Below are 22,403 nucleotides of genomic sequence, written 5' to 3'. Positions count from 1 at the left end.
CATGACCCGATTTTTTCAGTACTATTATACCATAATATTGAGTTAGCAAACATTATTAAAATATTCGCCGCGTTTGTCTCAAGAAATTGGTGAAATTATGGAATTATGCTGTTGTGCTGTTAGTTTTGTTTTAAATGCGGCTTAAAATTCTAGTTCGGCAAATAGTTCGGCTACAGCCATTTGAAAGCCTGGAATAATATCCTCTCCATCCAACATATCTTGATTAGTTAAAAACCGATCGGGTTTAGGAGAATGATAAATTAGTACATATTCTTCTTCTGGATTAATCACCCAAACTAATTTTGTATCATTATCAAAATATTCAATAATTTTATTATGAATTTCTTCGACAGTATTACTAGGTGAAAGCACTTCTACTGCTAAATCGGGTGAACCTTGCCAAAATCCTCGCGGTAATTTTTTCAGTCCTTGTAATCGTTCTTTAGCAATAAATGATACATCTGGAGAGCGTTTATTCCCCGTTTTTAAAGTAAAAGCAGTACTAGAATCAAGTACTACACCTAATTTATGAGAACGGACAAAACTATATAAGATTGTACTTAGAATTACAGCAATATAACCGTGTTCTGCACCAGAATTACTCATAACTAATTCTCCATTTACTATTTCATATTGATTCCCATCATCTGGTAAAGCCATAAATGCTTCATCCGTCCATTGTTGATGAATAGTTTCTTCTGAATTAGGCACAGTTACTATTTTTTCAGTTGAAATGGTCATAAAACCCCCTTATAAAAATTTTCCTAAATCAAAATCACTGTCAGATATTTGCTCTTTTAATCTCTCAGTATTTAGCATTAATAATAATCGTTCTGTATAATCAACTGAACCTTTTAACTCTTCTTGCAGTTGTTCTAAACCACCATTGGCATATTCTTCAAAAATTTCCACTCTTTGCGCTTCCGCGATCGCATCATACACAGAGAGAATACTGAGATCTTGGGTTGCAGCAACCGCTAAGAGCTTTACTAAACTATCATAACCGCGTGAAATAAAAATTTCTAGATTAATTGGCGCAGGTTCTTTCGCTACCATTCCTAAAGCAACTCGTTTTTTAGCATTCATTCCTAACGCAGCCGCAAAAGCGATCGCATCTGCATAAGTTTGAAAAGGCCCATAATTTCCATTAAAATCAACTAAGGATTGAACGAACTCGGCTTTATCTTTCGCAATTCTAACCCGATGAATAGACATGAACAAGCTTTTATTTTTTTAACAAAAATAAGATACCTTATATTATCTTTACATCATAAATCAGTATTTATAAAATGTTTAAAAACTTTTCTTATAGATTACATATTAATTCCTCGACAATATTCGGATAAAGTTTGATAACATTGATCAAAAGCTTTTTGCGCTATTTTTACAGTTTCTGATGAGACTTGAAAATCAATTTTTCTGGCTTCTCTTACAATTTGCCCTGTAGTAATATTTTCTCTAGAATCTCCAAAATGATTTTTTCCTGTAGTTCTTAAAACTTGATAATTTTCGGTAAAACCCTCTTGAGTCTTTAAAAAATCCTGAAGTTCTTTAAAAAATAAACTTGTATTATTTAATACTTGCTCATAAGTAATCATCAAGCTTCGCTTTTTACTGTTAATTCGTCTAGCATATTGTTCTAAAGTAGCTAATCGATGAGTGTAATAGCCAAGCGCTTCATCTTCTGACCAGTGAGGTTTAAGATCAATTATGCTGACTAAAGTTCTTTTTGGTTCTCGAATTAAAAAAATTGAGTGAATCTGCTCAGACTCTAAAAAGCTTTGATCTAAAAATTTATTGTTATGTAAAACTTTATCATGAATATATTGATGATTCATTTTTAATTTTTTTAAATCTTGTAATTGACGAAAATCTTGGCCTTGCCAATATAATTTCATCAATAATTTTTTAAAATCTTCTGCTGAGGCATAATTAATATGAGTTTCACCAAATCCTATAATTTCTGGATTATTAACTAGCAAATGAGTTAATAAAGATGAGCCAGAACGCATATGGCTTAAAATAAAAAGAACTTTATAAGAAGTGGGTTTTAATAAAATTGTATAAGGTGTGCGGGGAGTATTAATTCTAAATTTGTAGTATTGATAAATAAAATTATTTTTTAAATGAGCAATTGATTGACGAAATTTTTGAGCAGTGAAGTTCATTAAACCTCTTGTTGTCTTTTTATTTTGTTACACATCTACTTTATTCGCAAAGCTCAATTTTGGCAAGAATCTAGTATATTGCTTGTAAAATCCAAAAAAAAGCTAGAAAAAGCCATATAAATAGAGACGCTTTGACACGTCTCTTTGTTTAAAATCTAAATGTATTTCTACAGCAAATACACCAAAATAAATAAAATCACCCAAACCACATCAACAAAGTGCCAATATAACTCAGCCGCTTCTACACCAAAATGAGATTGACTTGAATAATGTCCGCTTTTTCGAGAACGCCAGAGAACGGCTAGAATGAGTAATAATCCTAGCGTTACGTGCAAACCGTGAAAGCCAGTCAAAACATAAAAGAAACTGGCAAAAATATTCGTTTTTAAGCCAAATTCTAAATGTAGATATTCATAAGCTTGACCTATTAAAAAGATTGCCCCCATCAATGCCGTTAAGCCAAACCATAGTTTTAAACCCGCTTCATCATTCTTTTTAATCGCGCTTTGTCCTTGGTGCATCACAAAACTACTGGCAATAAGAATAATACTGTTGATGGCAGGTAATAACAATTCACGTTCGGGAGTGCCTTCGGGCGGCCAAACTTGTGAGGTTGAACGATAAATTAAATAGGCAGTAAAAAGACCTAAAAAGATGGCACTTTCTGCGATTAAAAAAGTAACCATACCAAACATCCGTAGGTCTTGATGTGCGCCATGATGACCGTTGACCGATTCTTCTTTGTGATAATCTAACGCAAGTTTTGTCTCATCGATCGCTGAACTCTGCATAACTTCTTTTTCCTAAATTTTCTAATAACGGAGGGTGGGCATGACCCACCGTTTCTACTTAACTATTTAACTATTTAGATTCTGCGCCGACTTCCGCGAGAAGATCAGAGATTGATTCTTCTTCATATTCTTCTGTATCAACTCCATAATCATAGGGTTTAGCCCAGAGAATAGGTTCTTCTTCAAAGTTTTCAATAATTGGAGGTGACGAGGTTTGCCATTCTAAGGTTAACGCACGCCAAGGATTACGACCTGCTTTTACGCCTTTAAAAACACTCCAGATTAGATTAATTGCAAAGGGAAAGGCCGCTAAACCCATCATATAGGCACCAGCCGTACTAAGCTGATTGAGACCTTGGAATTGGGGATCATAAAGAGCAATTCGTCGGTTCATTCCCATTAATCCGAGTTCGTGCATCGGCATAAAAGTTAGATTTAGCCCGACAAAGGTTAAAGCAAAATGGATTTTACCGAGGGTTTCATTGAGCATACGACCGGTCATCTTGGGATACCAATGATAAATACCCGCAAATAGACCTAGAACTGAGCCGCCAAACAGCACATAGTGAAAGTGACCGACGACAAAATAAGTGTCATGGACATGAATATCAAAGGGAACCGATGCGACCATGATTCCTGTAATCCCACCAATGAGGAAGGAAGATAGAAAACCGATCGCAAATAGCATCGAACTATTGAGGCTGAGTTTACCACCCCAAATCGTCGCACACCAACTAAATACTTTAACGCCCGTTGGTACAGCAATTAACATCGTAGCCGCCATAAAGAACATCCGTAACCAACCTGGAGTCCCACTGGTAAACATATGATGCGCCCAGACAATTAGGCCGAGAAAACAGATGGCTAGACTGGAATAGGCGATCGCACGATAACCAAAAATCGGTTTACGAGCATGAACGGGTAATACTTCGGAGATAATGCCAAAAAACGGCAAAATCATAATATAAACAGCCGGATGGGAATAAAACCAGAATAAATGCTGATAAACGACGGGATCTCCGCCACCTGCTGGATTAAAAAAGTTAGTCCCCGCCAATAAATCAAAAGAGAGGAGAATTAACGCGGCGGCTAAAACAGGGGTTGATAAAAGGATCAAAGTAGACGTAGCCAACATCGCCCAACAAAACAGGGGCATACTGTGGATATCCATATCTGGTATCCGCATTTTGAGGATCGTCGTCAAAAAGTTAATGGCTCCTAAAATGGATGACGTTCCTCCCCCCAACAGACTTAAGATCCAGATTTCCTGACCCCATTTTCCCGTTAATAGACTCAAAGGAGGATAGGAAGTCCAACCCGCTTGGGGTGCGCCCACTGCAAAACTGAGCAGCAGCAAAACGCCACCGATGGGAAACATCCAAAAAGCCACCGCATTGAGTCGAGGAAACGCCATATCTTCCGCCCCAATCATTAGAGGAATCAGATAATTAGCAAAACCTGCGCCCGCCGGAACAATCCACAAAAAGATCATGACTGTGCCGTGCATCGTCATAAACTGATTATATAGATCGGGACTAACGAAATCAGGATTAGGCGTAGCGAGTTCGGTGCGAATTACTTCGGCAAATGAGCCGCCAAAGGCCGCAAAGATGAACGAAACAACAAGATATTGAATACCGATCACCTTGTGATCAGTATTGAAGGTAAAATAATCGATCAACTTCCGTTCTTTGTGGTGGGAAGTTGACGGCGTTGTCGTGACTTCGGCTGTCGTCATAAAAATTAGGAGATTTAGAGTTCGTGATTATGTTCGGAATGAAGTTGAGCGAGAACATCTGAGGATAAGCCCATTTCTTCAGCGTAGGGGGCTAGATATTCTCCGTCATTAAGCTTGGTGGGATTAACGGCGACTTTTTCGGGTGCATTAGCTTGTACCCATTTACTATAGTCTTCCCCAGTTTCGACATAAAATGTTGATTTCATACCACCGTGATACGCTCCACAAAGTTCGGCGCATATGATGGGATAAGTTCCAATGAGATTGGGGGTAAAACCGAGAGTTGTTTCTCGACCTGGAATTGCATCTTGTTTCAGGCGGAGTTGAGGAACCCAAAAAGCATGAATCACATCACCTGCTGCAATTTTGAGTTGAACTGGACGATTAACTGGCACATGAAGTTCACCCGAAACAATTCCCGTTTCAGGATAGGTAAATATCCATGCGTATTGAATGCCATTTACATTAATAATAAGGGGTGAGCCTTCGCCTTTGTCATCCATCGATGGGCCGATCCCTAATGCCATCATATGGTTATGACCCGCCATCGCTACCTGATTTGTGGTCGTATTACGCGACGCAGCAGGATCAAGCCCGCCTAGATTGTTATAAATTTCAAAACTATAAACGGCGAGTATAAAAACAATGACGGTGGGAATGGCTGTCCAGAAAATTTCTAAAGGCACATTTCCTTCAATGGCTGGCCCATCAGTTTGATCGCCCTTGCGTCGGCGAAAGCGAATCACACAAAAGATTAAAACGCCTTCGATGAGCAAAAACAGCCCAGTACTGATGGTCATCATCAAGTTGAAAATAGCGTCTACCTCTTGTGCGTCTTTTGAAGCAGCAACAGGTAGCAATCCGTGATTTTGACCATACCAAAGGCTGACGAGAGTCAAAACAATACCGATAACTAGAGTAAGGATACTCGATGGAATATTCACGGTCTTTTTATCAATTTAATTTAGTCCTATATATCAAGGTAAAACAATCTTCTCGGAATGATTGAAGTCGAAAGAACATTCTAAGGATATTTTTAGATTTTCTTTGGGATCGATTGCTAGTACTGGAACTTTAAAAAAATGTTACTGTTAAATTCTATTAAGAATCTTTAGGGAAATCTGAAGAATATATAAAGGGTTGTCGCAATCATCAAAAAAGTCATTCAGATTGATAAATAGAGGGAAAAAAACCTCTGATCAATGAGAGGAAGACACAGTGAGTCATGACTCACAAAAAATAACAGGATAAAATTCTATGACCGAATCGGTTCTTCAGCATCAGAAAACGCTGACACGCAACTCTTCACCTAATGCGATCGTCTGGATTCGCCGTTTGGTGTGGAAGATAGCGATCGCAACTCTGTTACTCATGGCTGTGGGAAGTGCAACACGGGTCATGAATGCAGGTTTAGCTTGTCCTGACTGGCCGTTGTGTTATGGACAACTGGTACCAAGTCAGCAAATGAATCTACAAGTTTTTTTAGAATGGTTCCATCGTTTAGATGCAGCATTAATTGGACTAAGTACGATCGCTTTAGTCGGACTATCGGTATGGTTTAGATCCGTCTTACCCCGATGGCTCCTTCCTGCATCATTATTATCACTCTTCTTAATCGTTTTTCAAGGTGTTCTCGGCGGTTTAACCGTTACACAACTGCTGAGATTTGACATCGTTACTGCCCATTTAGGAACAGCCCTTCTTTTCTTTGCTACTCTGATTATCATTGCAATTTATCTCACGCCCTATCAAGGAACAGGTGTAGCAGGAAAACTACGCTGGTTTGGTCTAACAGCAGCCATTTTAATCTATTTACAAAGTTTACTCGGTGGACTGGTTGGCTCGCGTTGGGCAGTTCATCAGTGTTTAGCCGACACTCAACTTTGTACAATAATGAATAGTCACTTGTTAGGAGTCATTCCCGCTACCCTAAGTACTCTGACAGTCGTATATCTAGCTTGGCGTACTCCTAGTTTACATCCTACTTTGCGAAATCTAGCTTACAGCGCGGGTGGTTTAGTATTTTTACAGATTCTTTTGGGTGTCGCAACGCTACGATTACGCTTACAAGTCGAACCTCTGACCGTCGCTCATCATACTGTAGGTGCAACCTTATTCGGTATTCTCGTCGCCTTTACAGCCTATACCATACGCGATCGTCTGCTTCCTTCTAACCCAAAAATGGTGTGAATAAATGACAGTTACAAATGCAACGCGTCTTCATAACAACTTTTTACAAGTTATTAAAAGTTATTATCAACTCACTAAACCGCGAATCATTCCCCTACTCCTCATTACGACAGCCGCCGCCATGTGGATCGCATCTCAAGGTAGGATTGATTCATTTTTGCTTTGTCTGACGCTTCTAGGTGGCACTTTAGCCGCCGCCTCAGCCCAAACTCTAAATTGTATCTACGATCAAGATATCGACTATACCATGCTCAGAACGCGGGCGCGTCCCATTCCATCCGGACGAGTTCAGCCCCGTCATGCTCTAATTTTTGCGATTATTCTGGCTTCTTTATCCTTTACACTATTTAGTCTTTTTGTCAATCTTTTGAGTGCTTTTTTGGCTCTCTCTGGCATTGTTTTTTATATGCTCATCTACACCCATTGGCTAAAGCGTCATAGTTCCCAGAATATCGTGATTGGTGGGGCAGCAGGAGCGATCCCAACCCTAGTCGGATGGGCAGCCGTCACGGGGGATCTCAGTTGGACGGCTTGGGCTTTATTTGCACTGGTTTTTCTCTGGACTCCGCCTCATTTTTGGGCATTGGCTTTAATGATCAAAGATGATTATGCTCAGGTTAATATCCCGATGATGCCTGTGGTAGAAGGAGAAGAATCAACCAGTCAACAAATTTGGTGGTATACGCTAATTGTGGTGCCCTTTTCCTTAGTTTTAGTTTATCCTTTGGGATCATTGGGGATTATTTATATGGCGATCGCTCTATATTTAGGCATCACTTTCTTAGTTAAAGCATGGTCTGTTAAACAACAACCTTTTGATAAAGATAAAGCGCGATCGTTGTTTAAATATTCCATTCTTTACATGATGTTACTCTGTACAGGAATGGTCATCGATACTTTACCAATTTCTCGTCATTTAACTGCTCTAGTTAGCTCACAGTGGACACATTTAGTTAGTTTGATTTTTTAGATGAAATAAAACATACAACGACTTTAGGGTGGGCATTGCCTACCTTTTTTTACATCAATTCATCAAGTGATTTCCTGATACTATAGGAATGACCCATCTAGACGCTTCATTTATGCACAAAATTCCCGTCACTGTTATTACTGGATTCTTAGGCGCAGGCAAAACAACCCTAATACGTCATTTACTGCAAAATAATCAAGGAAAACGGATCGCAGTATTAGTGAATGAATTCGGAGAAGTGGGAATTGATGGCGAACTCTTAAAAGATTGTCAGATTTGTGAAGATGAAGAAAACCCGACGAGCAATATTGTCGAACTGACTAACGGCTGTCTCTGTTGCACCGTACAAGAAGAATTTTACCCGACGATGCAGCAATTGTTACAAAGACGTGAAAATATTGATTGTATGCTCATCGAAACCTCTGGATTAGCTTTACCTAAACCTTTAATCCAAGCGTTTCGTTGGCCTGAGATCCGAAATGGTGCTACTGTTGATGGCGTAGTGACTGTGGTTGATTGTGAAGCATTAGCTGATGGTCGTTTAGTCGGTGATTTAGATGCACTTTTGGCTCAAAGACAAGCTGATCCCAACTTGGAACATGAAACCCCACTTGAAGAATTATTTGAAGATCAGTTAGCTTGTGCAGATTTAGTTTTATTAACCAAATCCGATTTAGTCGATGCTGCAAATTTAACTAAAGTTAAAGATTGGTTACAAACCGAGTTACGCTCAGGTGTTAAAGTGCTTCCTTGTCATCAAGGTAAAATGAGTACAGATGTTTTATTAGAATTTAATGCAAGCGTCGAAGATGATTTAGTTAATCGTCCGAGTCATCATGATCTAGAAGAAGAACATGATCACGATGATGAAATTAATTCTGTACAAATTGTTACAAATAAATCCTTTGAGCCACAACAATTAATTCAAACCTTGCAGACTCTTTTACAGCAAAATGAAATTTATCGGGTAAAAGGATTTGTTAATGTAGTGAATAAACCGATGCGAATGGTTATACAAGGTGTCGGAACTCGCTTTGATACTTTTTATGACCGTCCTTGGCTGACTGACGAACCTCGTCAAACTAAGTTAGTATTGATCGGACGATCGCTATCCCAAAAATACATACAAACCGCTATTTGTCAAGATTTTTAAGCCCATTACCACAGACGATATGACAGATGAAACAAACATTCTTTCAAACTTCCTAGATCCTCCTAGCATCCCCATTGCACCACCAGGATTTAAATCGGGATTTGTCGGCATTATTGGTCGCCCTAATGTGGGAAAATCAACTTTAATGAATCAGTTAGTCGGGCAAAAAATTGCGATTACTTCTCCCGTTGCACAAACCACCCGTAACCGTCTCAGAGGAATTCTAACCACCGAAAAAGCCCAGATTATTTTTGTTGATACCCCAGGCATTCATAAACCCCATCATGAACTCGGCAAAGTAATCGTTAAAAATGCTCAAACTGCGATCGATTCAGTCGATTTAGTGCTATTTGTTGTAGATGGTTCAGTATCGGCGGGTGGTGGCGATCGCTTTATTATCGACTTATTAGAAAAGGCAGAAAGTCCAATTATTTTAGGACTCAATAAATGTGATCAACAGCCATCAGATCCAGAAGCCATCAATCAATCCTATTTAACCTTAGCAAAACCCTTTAACTGGCCGATCCTGAAATTTTCGGCACTCGATGGCACAGGAATCGAAGCTTTACAAACCGCTTTAATCGAACACTTAGACACGGGTCCCTATTATTATCCACCCGATCTCGTTACCGATCAACCCGAACGATTTATCATGGGGGAACTGATTCGAGAACAAATCCTCCTACAAACTCGCCAAGAAGTCCCTCACTCAGTCGCTGTAGTCATTGAAAGGGTAGAAGAAACGCCGACACTTACTAAAGTTTTTGCCGCCATCAACGTCGAACGAGATTCCCAAAAAGGGATTATCATCGGGAAAAAAGGAGCTATGCTTAAAGCGATCGGCACTAGCGCTCGAACCGCGATTCAAAAATTAATTGCGGGTGAAGTCTATCTTCAGCTATTTGTCAAAGTTGAACCAAAATGGCGACAGTCACGGATGCTCTTGTCAGAATTCGGCTATCGTCTTGAAGACTAAAAAAATCTATGATAAAAATAGCAGTTCTATAAAAGAAATTGGGTACTCTTGATCTTGAAGTCGTATTCAACGTCATTTAATCTTAAACTGCGATTAACGCACACTAGGCAGGAAAAAGTTATGATGAGCCAAGAGCCTGATAATTTCTTTAACGAAGATCTTGCAGATTTTTTCAACTTTACGGAAAATGAAGCCAGTAAATCCTCTACTGACGACGTTTTAGACGACTTAGCAAGTCTGTTCGAGCAGGATTTTACATCTTTAGAAAATAGTGTGCAAGCTCATCAAGAACCACATTCAGACCAAGAAAAATTTTCAGCAAAGCAAGAGCAAATTCAAATTCAAGAACTATTTGGCAGTGATTTGACATGGGAAGAGGACACGGTAAAACCTCCTTTAAAAACACCAAATCAGCAATCTAATTTAAATTTAGAAGACTTATTTAATTTACAAGACACAAAAACAAACGTTTTTATACCCCCATCAACACAAACCTTAAATGATGATGATTGGAATGAATTAGAACAACTGCTCTCAAGTGAGCCATCACCTCAAACACAAGCTGAACTTTCACCACCGGCACCATCTTTTTACTTAGCTTTAGAAGACTTAGATTATTTAATTAATCAACCCGCTTCATTACTGGCTCAAGAACTCGATCAATCTTCTATTTTTATGGGTTTAGAAGCCTTAATTGGACAAACAGTAATATTACCCGAAACTGAACCAACACTCGTTTTAGAGGAAATAGATGACGAATTTAAAGACCTAGAAAAACTACTAGAAGCTACTAATCAAAACCTTATTACACCAAGCAATAGTAGTAATGCTGGCGAACAATGGTTACAACCAAGATCAAGAATTCCCAAAGTCAAATCTTTTGAACAAACCATGCGAGTTCCCATCAAGCAACTCGATAATCTGAGTAATTTGATTGGGGAATTAGTTGTCAAACGGAATCGTTTAGAAGAAGATCAAGAACGCCTGAGAAACTTTTTAGATAATCTTCTTAACCAAGTTCAAAGTCTTAGTGATATCGGCGGTAGAATGCAAGATCTCTATGAGCGAACCCTTCTAGAAGGTGCATTACTAGCTAGTCGTCATCGTTCTCGTCAATTAGCTGTATCTGGTAAACTGACAACCTCTAGCCCTTCAGATCATACAGATCCTTTACATAATCAAGGTCTAGATGCTCTCGAAATGGATCGCTTTACAGGTTTTCATCTACTCTCTCAAGATATTATTGAACTGATTGTCCGAGTTCGGGAAGCTTCATCGGATATTCAATTCGTGGTAGATGAATCGGAACAAGTAACCCGTAGTTTACGTCAAGCAACGACTCAGTTACAAGAGAGCATGACCAAATCAAGAATGGTGCCTTTTGCTCAAATTGCTGATCGTTTACCTCGTGCGATTCGAGATATTTCTCTTAAAATCAATAAACAAGCTAAACTTCAGGTGGACGGGCGAGATGTTTTAATTGATAAGATGATTCTCGAACATCTTAACAGCCCGATGGTGCATTTAGCAAATAATGCGATCGCTCATGGGATTGAATCGCCAGAAGAACGCATAAAGGCAGGTAAACCGCCTATTGGCACGATTACGGTACGAAGTTTCTTACAAGGCAATCAGACGGTGATTGTGGTAACTGATGATGGTGCGGGAATTGATGCCGAAAACGTTAAAGCTAAAGCGATCGAAAAAGGTTTAATTACTCCAGAAGAAGCTAGAATTTATACATCACAAGATGTATATGAATTGCTCTTTCATCCAGGTTTTAGCACGAAAGATAAAGCGGATGATTTTGCGGGTCGAGGTGTGGGTCTTGATGTTGTCCGCACCAGTTTAACCGAAGTTCGCGGAACCGTCAGCATTGATTCTGTTCTTGGAAAAGGAACGACTTTTACAATTCGTCTACCTCTGACGCTCACCATTTGTAAGGCTTTATATTGCTTGAGTAATCATGCTCGCATCGCCTTTTCTATGGATGGTGTGGAAGATATGAAAGATTTTAACGCCCATGATATTCGCCTCAATGACGATGGTCAAAAATGTATTGTTTGGTCGGGAAATCTTTTACCAATTCAGCCATTAGCCGATTTACTCTCCTATAATCGTCAAATTAGTCGTAGTAGTGTTTATGGCGGGAAACCCGAAGATGATCATCTAGCGATCGTTATTCTGCGAGGTGGTACATCATTACTAGCTGTTCAAGTCGATCAAGTGTTAGGTGAGCAGGAAATTGTTATTAAGCAAATTGAAGGTCCCGTCCCCAAACCCCCAGGAATTGCAGGGGCTACGGTTTTAGGTGATGGTTCAGTCATGCCCATTGGTGATGTTTTAGAATTAATTGAAATTGCCCAAGGTAGACTCAGAACCGATCTCGGTAATCCTTGGCGTAAGGTAAATCTGCCTCCTGTTGTCGAGATGGTACCCAAACAGGAATCAACGGTACTCATTGTTGATGATTCGATTACGGTTAGAGAATTACTATCTTTGAGCTTTAGTAAAGCTGGTTATCGGGTAGAACAAGCTAGAGATGGTCAAGAAGCATGGGAAAAACTGCGATCGGGTTTGCCTTGTGATATCGTTTTCTGTGATATTGAAATGCCTAGAATGAACGGTTTAGAGTTATTGTCCAATCTTCTAAAAGATGAACAACTGGCACAAATTCCGATCGCTATGTTGACCTCTCGTGGGGCGGAACGTCATCGCCAAGTTGCAGCTAAATTGGGGGCGAGTGGTTATTTTACTAAGCCATACACCGAAAAAGATTTACTCGATGCCGCACAGCGTATGATTAATGGTGAAGTGCTGTTGACTAATAGCATAAAAGCGAATAAAAGTCAATATATTCGTTCCGCTTCGACCGCATCGGATGGAATAGCCAAAAAAAATCGAGAGCCAAAAACGGGTAATTTGGTATTAATTATTGATGATTCGGTGGTTGTCCGCGAAATGCTCACCATGACGTTTACTAAAGGCGGCTATCAAATCGAACAAGCCAAAGATGGTCAAGAAGCATGGGAAAAATTGCAATCGGGTTTAGCCTGTGATTTAATCTTGTGTGACATCGAAATGCCGAGAATGAATGGCTTAGAGTTATTATCTCGACTTCAAGAAGATGAAAATCTGATTTCTGTGCCAGTAGCGATGATTACATCTCGTGGCGCACAAAAAATGCAGAATCGAGCCGCAGAATTAGGGGCAAAGGGCTACTTTGTCAAGCCCTATATTGAGGAAGTGTTGCTAGATGCCGCAAAACGTTTGATTGCAGGGGAGATTTTACTCGAAAAAAATGATAGTTGAAACAATTTTCGCTTCAAAACCTTCTGTGTTATGAGTGTATATTAAAAATAGTCTTATAAGATTGCAATTTATCCTTATGCCGAAAAATAGCACAAGGACAAGCCTGTACTTTTTGGTTTCCTTGATTCTTCTGATTGGACTAGAGCTATTCTCTGACCATATGGCGAAAGCTTCAGAGATATTGCTCAAAGTCGGCATTGTTCAACGTTTTGGCGAAAGTAACAATAGTGAATTGACCCTTAAAAGTACATCGGGGCATTTCCTCTCACTAAACTTTAAAGATGAACAGGGGAAACCGAAAAAATTACAAGTCAGTCAGGTAAAATTAGAAGTTTTGCCTCGACCTTTACCTAAACTTGCTGTCGAAGAACGATTAGTTTTAAGCGATCATGCTACATTTGAAACAGCCGAAAACAGTGCCAAACAGTGGCGAAAACAAGGCATTCAAGTCGAAATTACTCAACCTGGACGATGGCAAGTTTGGGCGAAACGAGATGTTTATCCAACGCCTTTACTCAAACGTTGGTTACTCGAAAGTTTAAAGCAAAAAGGATATACAAAAGCCTTTTTAGATTCTAGTGTTGTCTCGACTCATCCTCAAGTTTCTTTTATTATTAATGGGGTTCGCTACTATCCTAATCAATTAGAAATTAGTAGTAGTCAAAATCTAGTTAATGTCATTCAAGACAAACAATCACCGCGTCTTTATTCAGGTAGTTTAATTGTTCAACCTAACGCTTATTCGACTTACACTTTAGTCAATAATGTTCCCTTAGAAACTTATTTGCGGGGTGTGGTTCCCCATGAAATTGGACCGAATGCACCCTTAAATTCGGCTAAAGCACAAACTATTATTGCTCGGACTTATGCCCTGAGAAATTTACGCCGTTTTCAAGCGGATAATTATGAACTTTGCGCGGATACCCATTGTCAAGTTTACTATGGATTGACGGGAACTAATCCGATCGCTGATCAAGCCATTACATCAACAAAAGGACAAGTTTTAACCTATCAAAATGAATTAGTTGATGCGCTTTATTCTTCAACAACAGGCGGTGTAACGGCTTTTTTTAGTGATGTTTGGGATGGGGAAGAACGCCCTTATTTACAAGCTTTGGTTGACTCACCTCGTCAAGTTTGGAATCTTTCACAACAATCTTTAGCCAATGAAGATAAATTTCGTCAATTTATTAATTTAAAAGATGGGTTTAATGAAACAGGACGAACCGTATTTCGCTGGAAAAAAGAAAGCACTATTGAAGACTTAAATAAAGATTTAAAAAAATATTTAGCTCGACGCAAAGACCCTTTAGCAAACTTTAAAACGATTCTAGGAATGGAGGTAACAAAACGTTCCCCATCAGGGCGAATTCTTACAATGACGATTCAAACCGATAAAGGTATCCTAGAACTTTATAAAAATGAGGTACGAAGTGCTTTTACGCCACCCCGTAGTACATTATTTTATATTGACCCGATTTATGATGAGAAAAAGAAATTAATAGCTTATTCTTTTGTGGGTGGTGGTTTAGGTCATGGCGTTGGTTTAAGCCAATATGGTTCTTATAATTTAGCTCAACTCGGTTGGACAGCAGAGAAGATTTTATCTTTTTATTATCCAGGTACAAAGATTTTACCTCTTAGTCCTTCTATTGTTTATTGGAAAGACAAAAATTGATATGTATAATTAACATATTTTGTATCATTTGTCAAGACGCTTCACTCCGAAATGTCTCTACTGATTGATATAACAGGTTTTGCTCAGGGTATAGATACCTTACCCCTACTAATGTTTTAGATCATTTAGCACCCGAATTGTATTGAATTTTGATTACAAGTTATTTAGAATACGATTACGATTTAACCTTGTGTTAACTTTTCATTAAAAATAACTTAATCAAAAAGGGGGTGTAGAGATGTTTTTTAGCCCTGATGATTGGCCAAGCATCATTTTTCGCTTAGTGCTGGCTGTTTTAGTTGGTAGTGCTATTGGGTTAAACCGTCAGCGTAGTGGTCGTCCAGCAGGATTAAGAACCTTTATGGTAGTTAGTTTGGGGGCGGCCTTATTTGTCATGATTCCCTTACAAGCTGAAAGCGATGTTGGATACGCTTCATCGAATGCACTCAGTCGTACTATTCAAGGAGTAGCTTCAGGCGTTGGATTTTTAGGAGCAGGAATTATATTACAACAGTCCCATCGAGACTTAAATAAGATTGAAGTGAAAGGATTAACTTCAGCAGCAGCGATTTGGTTAGCGGCAGGACTGGGAGCGGCGGCAGGTTGCGGATTATGGCGTATGGTATTAGTGGGGCTGCTTCTAGCTTTAATGACTCTCAGTGGCGTAAAAAAATTGAAGAAGAAAAAACTTTCTCGGCTGGTTCATCGGTCAGATAGCTCGAAAATTAAGGATCAAGAAATAAAATAATTTAAGTTTTGCCTGTCTTTTAAAATATTAGAGAAAAAAAGGCTAAGAATATTGATTGGCTTGATAATCACCTCTACAATTTGTGGATAAATAAAAATAGTTGAGTCGGTTTCATGTTTACCGTAAATCCTATCAAATTTGGGACAGATGGCTGGCGAGGTGTGATTGCAGCCGATTTCACTTTTGAGCGAGTCGCCCTTGTTGCTCCCCTTGCGGCTCAGATATTAGCTGATAATTATGGCTCTTTTTCTGATCGCTGTATCATAGTTGGTTACGATCGCCGTTTTATGGCCGAAGATTTCGCCCTAATTGCAGCACAAGCCATACAAGAGGCGGGTTTTGATGTTTTGCTCTCTGAGTCTTATGCTCCTACACCTGCGTTTAGTTGGGCGGCTAAAGCTGAAAATGCTCTTGGTGCGATCGTTCTTACAGCAAGTCATAATCCCGCGAAATATTTGGGTTTAAAGGTTAAAGGCTATTTTGGCGGTTCGGTTTCTCCAGAGATTACCCAACAGATTGAAGAAAGACTATCTCAACCTATACCCAAAGCAACACAACCCGGAACTCTATCTTATTTTGAACCTTGGTCGAGCTACTGTGAAGGACTCAAGAAAAAAGTCAATATCGATCTAATCCGTCAAGCTATTACATCGGGTAAACTTACCGTGTATGCTGATGTAATGCACGGAGCCGCCGCAAGTGGTTTAGAACGTCTTCTAGATTGTCCGATTCAAGAAATTAATAGTAACCGTGATCCCTTATTTGGTGGTGGCGCACCCGAACCTTTACCCCGTAACCTAACTAAGATTATGGAGATGATTGCTACAGCAGCGAGTCAGGGTGAAGAATCTTTACGGGTTGGTTTGGTGTTTGATGGAGATAGCGATCGCATTGCGGCTATTGATGGACAAGGTAACTTTCTCAGTTCTCAAATCCTGATTCCCATTCTAATTGAACATCTCGCAACTCATAAAGGGATGACGGGAGAAGTCGTTAAAACCGTCAGTGGCTCAGATTTAATTCCTCGCGTTGCTCAAAGCTACAATTTAGAGCTTTTTGAAACGCCCATTGGTTATAAATATATTGCCGATCGAATGTTAACAACTCCTGTTTTAATTGGTGGCGAGGAATCTGGAGGAGTTGGCTACGGTACACATATTCCTGAGCGAGATGCTTTATTATCCGCTTTATATGTCCTAGAAGCCGTCGTCGAATCAGGAAAAGATTTATCTACGCTTTATACCCAACAACAAGAAAAAGCCGGTTTTAACTCAGCTTACGATCGTATTGATTTACCTTTAGCTAGTATGGATGTTCGCTCTAGATTACTTGAATCTTTGCTCAATGAACCCCTTAAAGAAATTGCAGGGTTAAAAGTCATTGATTGTTTAACTGTTGATGGTTATAAATTTAGATTAGCCGATCAAAGTTGGTTACTGATCCGTTTTAGTGGAACTGAACCCGTTTTGCGCTTGTACTGCGAAGCACCCACCCTAGAACAAGTTCATAAAACTTTAGATTGGGCGAAAGAATGGGCTAATTCGGTTTAAATTTAGCCAGATTTTTTGACTCCCATAACCCTTTTAAAAAGGGTTAAAATTCCAATAGCAAAAAGTGAGCCTAATATAGTAGGGGGTTCGGGAACACCATCAGAGGGTACATCTGGAGTATCATTATCCACTAAGGATGCTACCCATTTACCCCCTAATGGTTCCTTGGAAGTCAGAACTGTGAAACTTTGTTGACCCATAATTAAAGCGGGACTAGAACCGAATTTATGATCCCCCATAATCCATTGATTAATGATATTAGGATCACCATAGGTGTTGTAAGAAATAGAAAAAGTTTGTTTATTTTCTGAGTCCCAAATTCCTAAACTCGGTAAACCCCATGACATATTTTTTACAGTTGCTTCAAAACTTTTAATATAAAACCATTTTTTGACTATACCGATTTGTATGTCGTTATGTTCACCATTAATCGCTTCGATGGGGGCTTCATCATCGTAGCTAAATGAACCTTTACCTATTTGTTCTTTTGATGAATTAATAAAACTTAAATTCATATTTACTATCGCCGCTTGTGCTAGATTAGGCGTACTAACATACCATCCTATAGCAGTTCCAACAGCAAAAATTAAAACTTTTGCATTTCTCATTCATCCTACCCATTTCAGTTTTAAAATTGAGCTAAACTGTTTTTTAGCAGTTTTTTTAATAGTTTTTAATCATATTTTAATTGCTCGATGTATATTTTAATGTACAACTTAATTAAAATTTGTTGAACTTCATGTATGACTTTTTAATTTGGTAATTAGAAAAAAATTAGGGAATTTACTTTCATGAAATTAATTGTTGCTACTAGCAATCCTGGAAAAATCAAGGAACTGCAAGACTATCTTAATGAGGACAAATGGGAACTAGCATTAATGCCAAAAGACATCGAAATTGAGGAGACAGGACAAACTTTTACTGAAAATGCTTGTATAAAAGCGTCTGGTGTGGCGCAAAGACTCGGAGAATGGACGATCGCTGATGATTCGGGTTTGTCGGTTGATGCTCTTGATGGCGCACCGGGCCTGTATTCGGCACGCTACGGAAATACGGATCAAGATCGCATTACACGATTATTACGCGAATTAGGCGATCATTCTCATCGTCAAGCTCAGTTTATTTGTGCTATTGCGATCGCTCGTCCTGATGGAACAATCTATATCACAACTGAAGGAATTTGTCAAGGAAAAATACTGTATCAACCGATGGGTACAGGTGGTTTTGGTTACGATCCGATTTTTTATGTTCCTCAACTCGATCAAACTTTTGCTCAAATGCTACCTGAAGTTAAACGAAAAATTAGCCATCGCGGACAAGCTTTTAAAAAATTATTACCTGAATTGGCAAAAATCTTGAATATTTAATCTATTTATCGCAAAATTTTAGCTTTGTCCACAACAACGATCAATACCAAGACTATCCAAAATAAGCTCACTCACTGCATTAGCGATCGCAAACTCACTATAAAAACTTTCTCGAAAGTCAAACGCTTGCATTTCTGTAACAATAGCAATGACTAAAGAACCGAGATCGTTTTCTCCTTCCATGCGTTGTCGGGTGTAAATTTGAGTCGCCCTTTCTGCTATCGTTTCATTTATAGGCTCAGGAATAAATTCTTGATCTAACCAATGATGTAACGCCAGACGTAACCACATCCCCTCTTGTTGGGGATCTCTCATCGGAGGTAAGGTTATGGGGGGAATGGGTTCAACGGTCATGACAAGATTTGAGTTGATGAGTGATCAAGAAAAAAGGGTGATCAAGGTGGATATTGCATCTATTATACAAGGCTATGCTCATGGTTATTTTCTCATGGCAGACGATCGCAGTCAATTGGGATGGTATACCAGTCGTAAACGAGCTTTAATACCACTTGATCAACGATTTCATTATCCTAAGTCTTTACGTCGTATTTTAAATCAAGATCGTTTTACAGTCGCTATTGATCGTAATTTTAGAGGTGTTTGTGAAGGATGCGCTAACCGCGATACAACATGGATATCGTCCGATTTGATGAATGTTTATCTAAAATTAAATCATGCTGGTTGGGCCCATAGTTTTGAAACGTGGCAAGATGGACAATTAGCAGGAGGTATTTTAGGAATAGTAATTCGTGGTGCATTTATTGGCGAATCGATGTTTTATCATGTTCCTGATGCTTCTAAGGTGGCGATGGTTAAATTAGTTGAGCATCTAAGACAACGCAATTTTATCTTATTTGATGCCCAGTTACAAAATCCTCATTTAGCTCGTTTTGGTGCTTATCTTGTTAATGATAAAGAATATAATAATCTTTTACAAAAAGCTTTGGCTCGTCATTGTGTTTTTAATTGAGTGAAATTACAATGTTTAGAGAAAAGTTTTTAAGTAATCTTTATACTCAACTTTTAACGGTTCTCATTTTTCTCGCAATTGCCTCAAGTTTTATTTCTAATAGTCTTGGCAAAGTCATTTTAAGTTTTATTCTTGTTGTTTTTATCTATATTATTATACATTCATTAGTTTCTCACAAAAAAATCTACCAATTTGCTTATTTAAGTCTTGCTGTTCTAACCCTTAGTTCTCAAATTTTAATTGAAACTCAACCTGAATTTTTAGGAAGACCTTTTTTAATCATTATTGTTGGTATCATCAATTTAAGTTTTTTAGGATTAGCCATTTATATTATTGGTAAAAAAATTTCCCAAACTGAGCGAGTGACTGATGATATTTTAAAAGGTGGAATATGTATTTATTTTTTATTAGGTATTTGGTTCGGTTTTTGGTATGACATGATTTATTATTTAGATAAAACATCTTTTTATATAATTTCTTTCAATGAACAGCCTGTTTATTTTCAACCCATTTATTATAGTTTTGTGACTCTAACAACCCTAGGCTACGGAGATATTGTACCAGTTAGTAGAATCGCTAAAAACTCAGCAGTATTAGAAGCAACGCTCGGCGTATTATATGTAGCAATTTCTGTTTCTCGCTTAGTCAGTTTATTTATTAGCGATGAAATAAATCGGAGAAATTAGTCATCAAACGTTGACTAAATGAATAAATTTGGGCTGAGGTTGCTAATATGTATACATTCTTAAAGGAATTGAATCCTAAAGATTTTCTCATTAGCCCGTATAATTTTCCTATGAGTTTAATTTTATTCATCATTGCTCTTTTTGTCGCAGCAACTTTGTTTGGTTGGTTTCTTAGTGTTCTTAGAAGTGCGTTGAGTATCGCTTTTACGATCGCTATCGCTTTATTACTGCTAAAATTTTTGTTTGGTATAGAACCTAGCGAAGTCTTACGCCCGATTACTCGTTTTGTCCAAAGTTTAGGCAAAGAATTAAAGTTAAGTCAATATACCTCTGGAATTGATTTTGCTCAACTTTGGTACGATGCGTCTCAATTTATTCAGACGACTTGGCAACAATTGGTTAACGGTTAATTGTTATTTATGTTATGGTGTAGGGGTTTGGTTGCCAAACCCTGAACATAGATACATATTAAACACTAATAATACCTGACCATTGCACCTTTTTTTCTTGAGTACGACGAAAGGAGAAAAAATAATCGGGTTGTTGATAGGTACAATAAGGAGCGATCGCAATTTGTTCTTCTTGTAGCCCTAACTGTAATAATTGTATTAAATTCACCAGACGTACATCAATGCGGACTCGATCGGGATGAGCATCAGACAACACAGGAGAATTAGGCATATTTTCTAAAATCGTTAAGATTTTGTCGGGATTATCCGTAACTAGACTCTCTCCAATACAAATAGCTACCGTTTTCGTCACCTGATAAACTGTACCGTTAATTGCTGGACCCATTGCCACCCGTAAATCTTCTAAACGACTTCCCATCGCTAAAAAACGAGAAATAGCTTCAGGTGCGATTCTTTGGGCTGTTCCGCGCCAACCTGCATGAATTGCCGAAACGCGTCCCGTCTTCACATCACCCATCAGTAAAGGCGTACAATCGGCACTAGCGACCCAAATTGCTTGTAGGGTTTGCTCTGTAATTATCCCATCTGCATTCGGGAAATTATCTTCTAATGATTCCCTTTGCATTCCCGTCTTAATTTCCTTTGGAGTTAAAACACAATTACCGTGAACCTGTTTAACTCGGTAAACTTCCGCTTCAGAGGTGAGGATTGAGGTTAATTCTTCTGGCGATCGAGGGTAAAATGATCGTGTAAAAAAGCCGTGTGACCATTGAGAAAGTAAATTACAAGTTAAATAGGGTAAATCTTGCCACGTTTGCCATTTCCAAGCGGTATTTACAGAAGAACGAGTATCACTGACGAATGCAATCACAATATCAACCTCAATGAGATATTTCTTAATACGATTTCTTTACAAAACATCATAACGATGAGTTTAAACCAACAACAACTAGAAAACTTACTTAAATCATCTCTTGCTGTCTATTGTTATGACATCATTCCGTCTACGAATCAAACAGCTTGGGAATTACTAGAAAAAGGCGAAAAAACACCCTTTGTCGTGATTGCGAGTCAACAAACCGCAGGAAGAGGGCAATGGGGGCGAAAATGGGAATCATCCGAGGGCGGATTATATTTATCTTTTGCTATATCTCTTAATCTTATTGCTACCGATGCACCTCATTTAACTTTATGTAGTGGTGTCGGAATTGTTCAGAATCTAGAAAACTATGATATTCCCGTTCAGTTAAAGTGGCCAAATGATTTAGTTTTACACAAACGTAAGCTAGGGGGAATATATACCGAAACTAAAGTGTATCAAAATAGGATTACTGAGGCTGTGATTGGAGTCGGAATTAATTGGACGAATTCTGTCCCCGAAATCGGTATTAATTTACATTCTTTAAATAATTGTTCGATTGTATCTCTAGAACAATTAGCCGCGATAGCGATCGATGGGTTATTATCTGGTTATGATTTTTACTTATCACGAGGAATTGAGCAATTAATTCTTGCTTATATTGCAAAACTACAAAATTATGGTCAAACCATTACCATTGATGGTTGTAAAGGAATTATTGTCGGTGTGAATCAACAAGGTGCTTTGAAAGTTTTTTTAAAATCTCCTGGAGCATCTACGGAAATCTGCTTACCAATAGGTACAATAAGTCTTGGGTATGATTTATAAATATCTCTT

Annotated in this window: 22 protein-coding genes; 13 read left to right on the top strand and 9 right to left on the bottom strand. The window is 38.6% G+C overall.

The features are described 5' to 3' along the window. Nucleotides 1–141 precede the first annotated feature (141 nt). The 6 genes from C7H19_RS04995 to coxB all read right to left on the bottom strand — a co-directional run bounded on the left by C7H19_RS04995 (nt 142) and on the right by coxB (nt 5,641). On the bottom strand, nt 142–741 hold the full coding sequence (locus C7H19_RS04995; protein WP_106455794.1) for a Uma2 family endonuclease: 600 nt from the start codon (nt 739–741) through the stop codon (nt 142–144). A gap of 9 nt (nt 742–750) precedes the next feature. Further along, on the bottom strand, nt 751–1,215 hold the full coding sequence (locus C7H19_RS04990; RefSeq protein WP_106455793.1) for a DNA phosphorothioation-associated protein 4: 465 nt from the start codon (nt 1,213–1,215) through the stop codon (nt 751–753). Nucleotides 1,216–1,313: 98 nt separating this feature from the next. After that, the gene (locus C7H19_RS04985; protein ID WP_106455792.1) at nt 1,314–2,168 is read right to left on the bottom strand and encodes a sulfotransferase; all 855 of its coding nucleotides are present in this window, start codon (nt 2,166–2,168) and stop codon (nt 1,314–1,316) included. Between the two features lie 167 nt (nt 2,169–2,335). Beyond that, nucleotides 2,336–2,959: a cytochrome c oxidase subunit 3 gene (locus C7H19_RS04980; protein WP_106455791.1), complete on the bottom strand. Its 624-nt coding sequence runs from the start codon at nt 2,957–2,959 to the stop codon at nt 2,336–2,338. A 70-nt stretch (nt 2,960–3,029) separates the two neighbouring features. After that, nucleotides 3,030–4,697 (bottom strand): cytochrome c oxidase subunit I, encoded by a 1,668-nt coding sequence (gene ctaD / locus C7H19_RS04975; protein WP_106455790.1) that lies wholly within the window; start codon nt 4,695–4,697, stop codon nt 3,030–3,032. Between the two features lie 14 nt (nt 4,698–4,711). Beyond that, nucleotides 4,712–5,641 (bottom strand): cytochrome c oxidase subunit II, encoded by a 930-nt coding sequence (gene coxB, locus C7H19_RS04970; protein ID WP_106455789.1) that lies wholly within the window; start codon nt 5,639–5,641, stop codon nt 4,712–4,714. A 313-nt stretch (nt 5,642–5,954) separates the two neighbouring features. Here coxB and C7H19_RS04965 point away from each other — a divergent pair, with 313 nt between their 5' ends. From C7H19_RS04965 to C7H19_RS04930, 8 genes are all read left to right on the top strand, one after another. Further along, nucleotides 5,955–6,887: a COX15/CtaA family protein gene (locus tag C7H19_RS04965; RefSeq protein WP_106455788.1), complete on the top strand. Its 933-nt coding sequence runs from the start codon at nt 5,955–5,957 to the stop codon at nt 6,885–6,887. A 4-nt stretch (nt 6,888–6,891) separates the two neighbouring features. Next, a complete protein-coding gene (locus C7H19_RS04960; RefSeq protein WP_106455787.1) occupies nt 6,892–7,857 on the top strand; it encodes a heme o synthase in 966 nt (321 codons plus the stop codon). A 112-nt stretch (nt 7,858–7,969) separates the two neighbouring features. Beyond that, a complete protein-coding gene (gene cobW / locus C7H19_RS04955) occupies nt 7,970–9,010 on the top strand; it encodes a cobalamin biosynthesis protein CobW (protein WP_106455786.1) in 1,041 nt (346 codons plus the stop codon). 19 nt (nt 9,011–9,029) lie between these two features. Further along, nucleotides 9,030–9,986, top strand: coding sequence for a GTPase Era (gene era / locus C7H19_RS04950; RefSeq protein ID WP_106455785.1), 957 nt, complete (start codon nt 9,030–9,032; stop codon nt 9,984–9,986). 120 nt (nt 9,987–10,106) lie between these two features. Continuing rightward, nucleotides 10,107–13,298, top strand: coding sequence for a hybrid sensor histidine kinase/response regulator (locus C7H19_RS04945; RefSeq protein WP_106455784.1), 3,192 nt, complete (start codon nt 10,107–10,109; stop codon nt 13,296–13,298). 160 nt (nt 13,299–13,458) lie between these two features. Then, nucleotides 13,459–14,976, top strand: a complete 1,518-nt coding sequence (locus C7H19_RS04940; protein WP_245927310.1) for a SpoIID/LytB domain-containing protein — start codon at nt 13,459–13,461, stop codon at nt 14,974–14,976. A gap of 238 nt (nt 14,977–15,214) precedes the next feature. After that, nucleotides 15,215–15,724, top strand: a complete 510-nt coding sequence (locus C7H19_RS04935; protein ID WP_106455782.1) for an MgtC/SapB family protein — start codon at nt 15,215–15,217, stop codon at nt 15,722–15,724. Between the two features lie 113 nt (nt 15,725–15,837). Beyond that, nucleotides 15,838–17,274 carry a phosphoglucomutase/phosphomannomutase family protein gene (locus C7H19_RS04930; protein ID WP_106455781.1) on the top strand — a complete coding sequence of 479 codons (1,437 nt, stop codon included), beginning with the start codon at nt 15,838–15,840 and terminating at the stop codon, nt 17,272–17,274. Nucleotides 17,275–17,276: 2 nt separating this feature from the next. Here the strand turns inward: C7H19_RS04930 and C7H19_RS04925 are convergent, their stop codons facing one another. Next, nucleotides 17,277–17,882 (bottom strand): PEP-CTERM sorting domain-containing protein, encoded by a 606-nt coding sequence (locus C7H19_RS04925; RefSeq protein WP_106455780.1) that lies wholly within the window; start codon nt 17,880–17,882, stop codon nt 17,277–17,279. A 183-nt stretch (nt 17,883–18,065) separates the two neighbouring features. Between C7H19_RS04925 and rdgB the strand changes: the two genes are divergently transcribed. After that, nucleotides 18,066–18,641 carry an RdgB/HAM1 family non-canonical purine NTP pyrophosphatase gene (gene rdgB, locus C7H19_RS04920; RefSeq protein WP_106455779.1) on the top strand — a complete coding sequence of 192 codons (576 nt, stop codon included), beginning with the start codon at nt 18,066–18,068 and terminating at the stop codon, nt 18,639–18,641. Nucleotides 18,642–18,659: 18 nt separating this feature from the next. Here rdgB and C7H19_RS04915 read toward each other — a convergent pair whose 3' ends face one another. Then, on the bottom strand, nt 18,660–18,995 hold the full coding sequence (locus tag C7H19_RS04915; RefSeq protein ID WP_106455778.1) for a hypothetical protein: 336 nt from the start codon (nt 18,993–18,995) through the stop codon (nt 18,660–18,662). Between C7H19_RS04915 and aat the strand changes: the two genes are divergently transcribed. From aat to C7H19_RS04900, 3 genes are all read left to right on the top strand, one after another. Continuing rightward, on the top strand, nt 18,994–19,611 hold the full coding sequence (gene aat, locus C7H19_RS04910; protein ID WP_245927308.1) for a leucyl/phenylalanyl-tRNA--protein transferase: 618 nt from the start codon (nt 18,994–18,996) through the stop codon (nt 19,609–19,611). The two genes, C7H19_RS04915 and aat, sit on opposite strands and share 2 nt — an antisense overlap. Before the next feature lie 11 nt (nt 19,612–19,622). Continuing rightward, nucleotides 19,623–20,297, top strand: a complete 675-nt coding sequence (locus C7H19_RS04905) for a potassium channel family protein (RefSeq protein WP_106455777.1) — start codon at nt 19,623–19,625, stop codon at nt 20,295–20,297. A gap of 110 nt (nt 20,298–20,407) precedes the next feature. Continuing rightward, nucleotides 20,408–20,707 (top strand): hypothetical protein, encoded by a 300-nt coding sequence (locus C7H19_RS04900; RefSeq protein WP_106455776.1) that lies wholly within the window; start codon nt 20,408–20,410, stop codon nt 20,705–20,707. 58 nt (nt 20,708–20,765) lie between these two features. Here C7H19_RS04900 and pgeF read toward each other — a convergent pair whose 3' ends face one another. Beyond that, entirely contained in the window at nt 20,766–21,581 is an 816-nt protein-coding gene (pgeF, locus tag C7H19_RS04895; RefSeq protein ID WP_106455775.1) for a peptidoglycan editing factor PgeF, read from the bottom strand. 54 nt (nt 21,582–21,635) lie between these two features. On the opposite strand from pgeF, the gene C7H19_RS04890 reads away from it, so the two are divergent. After that, nucleotides 21,636–22,394 (top strand): biotin--[acetyl-CoA-carboxylase] ligase, encoded by a 759-nt coding sequence (locus C7H19_RS04890; RefSeq protein WP_106455774.1) that lies wholly within the window; start codon nt 21,636–21,638, stop codon nt 22,392–22,394. Nucleotides 22,395–22,403 lie beyond the last annotated feature (9 nt).

The organism is Aphanothece hegewaldii CCALA 016 (assembly GCF_003007785.1).
Classification (GTDB): domain Bacteria; phylum Cyanobacteriota; class Cyanobacteriia; order Cyanobacteriales; family Microcystaceae; genus Chroococcus; species Chroococcus hegewaldii.
Note: the sequence above shows the minus strand (reverse complement) of the source record. Positions and strands in the feature narration are given on the sequence as shown.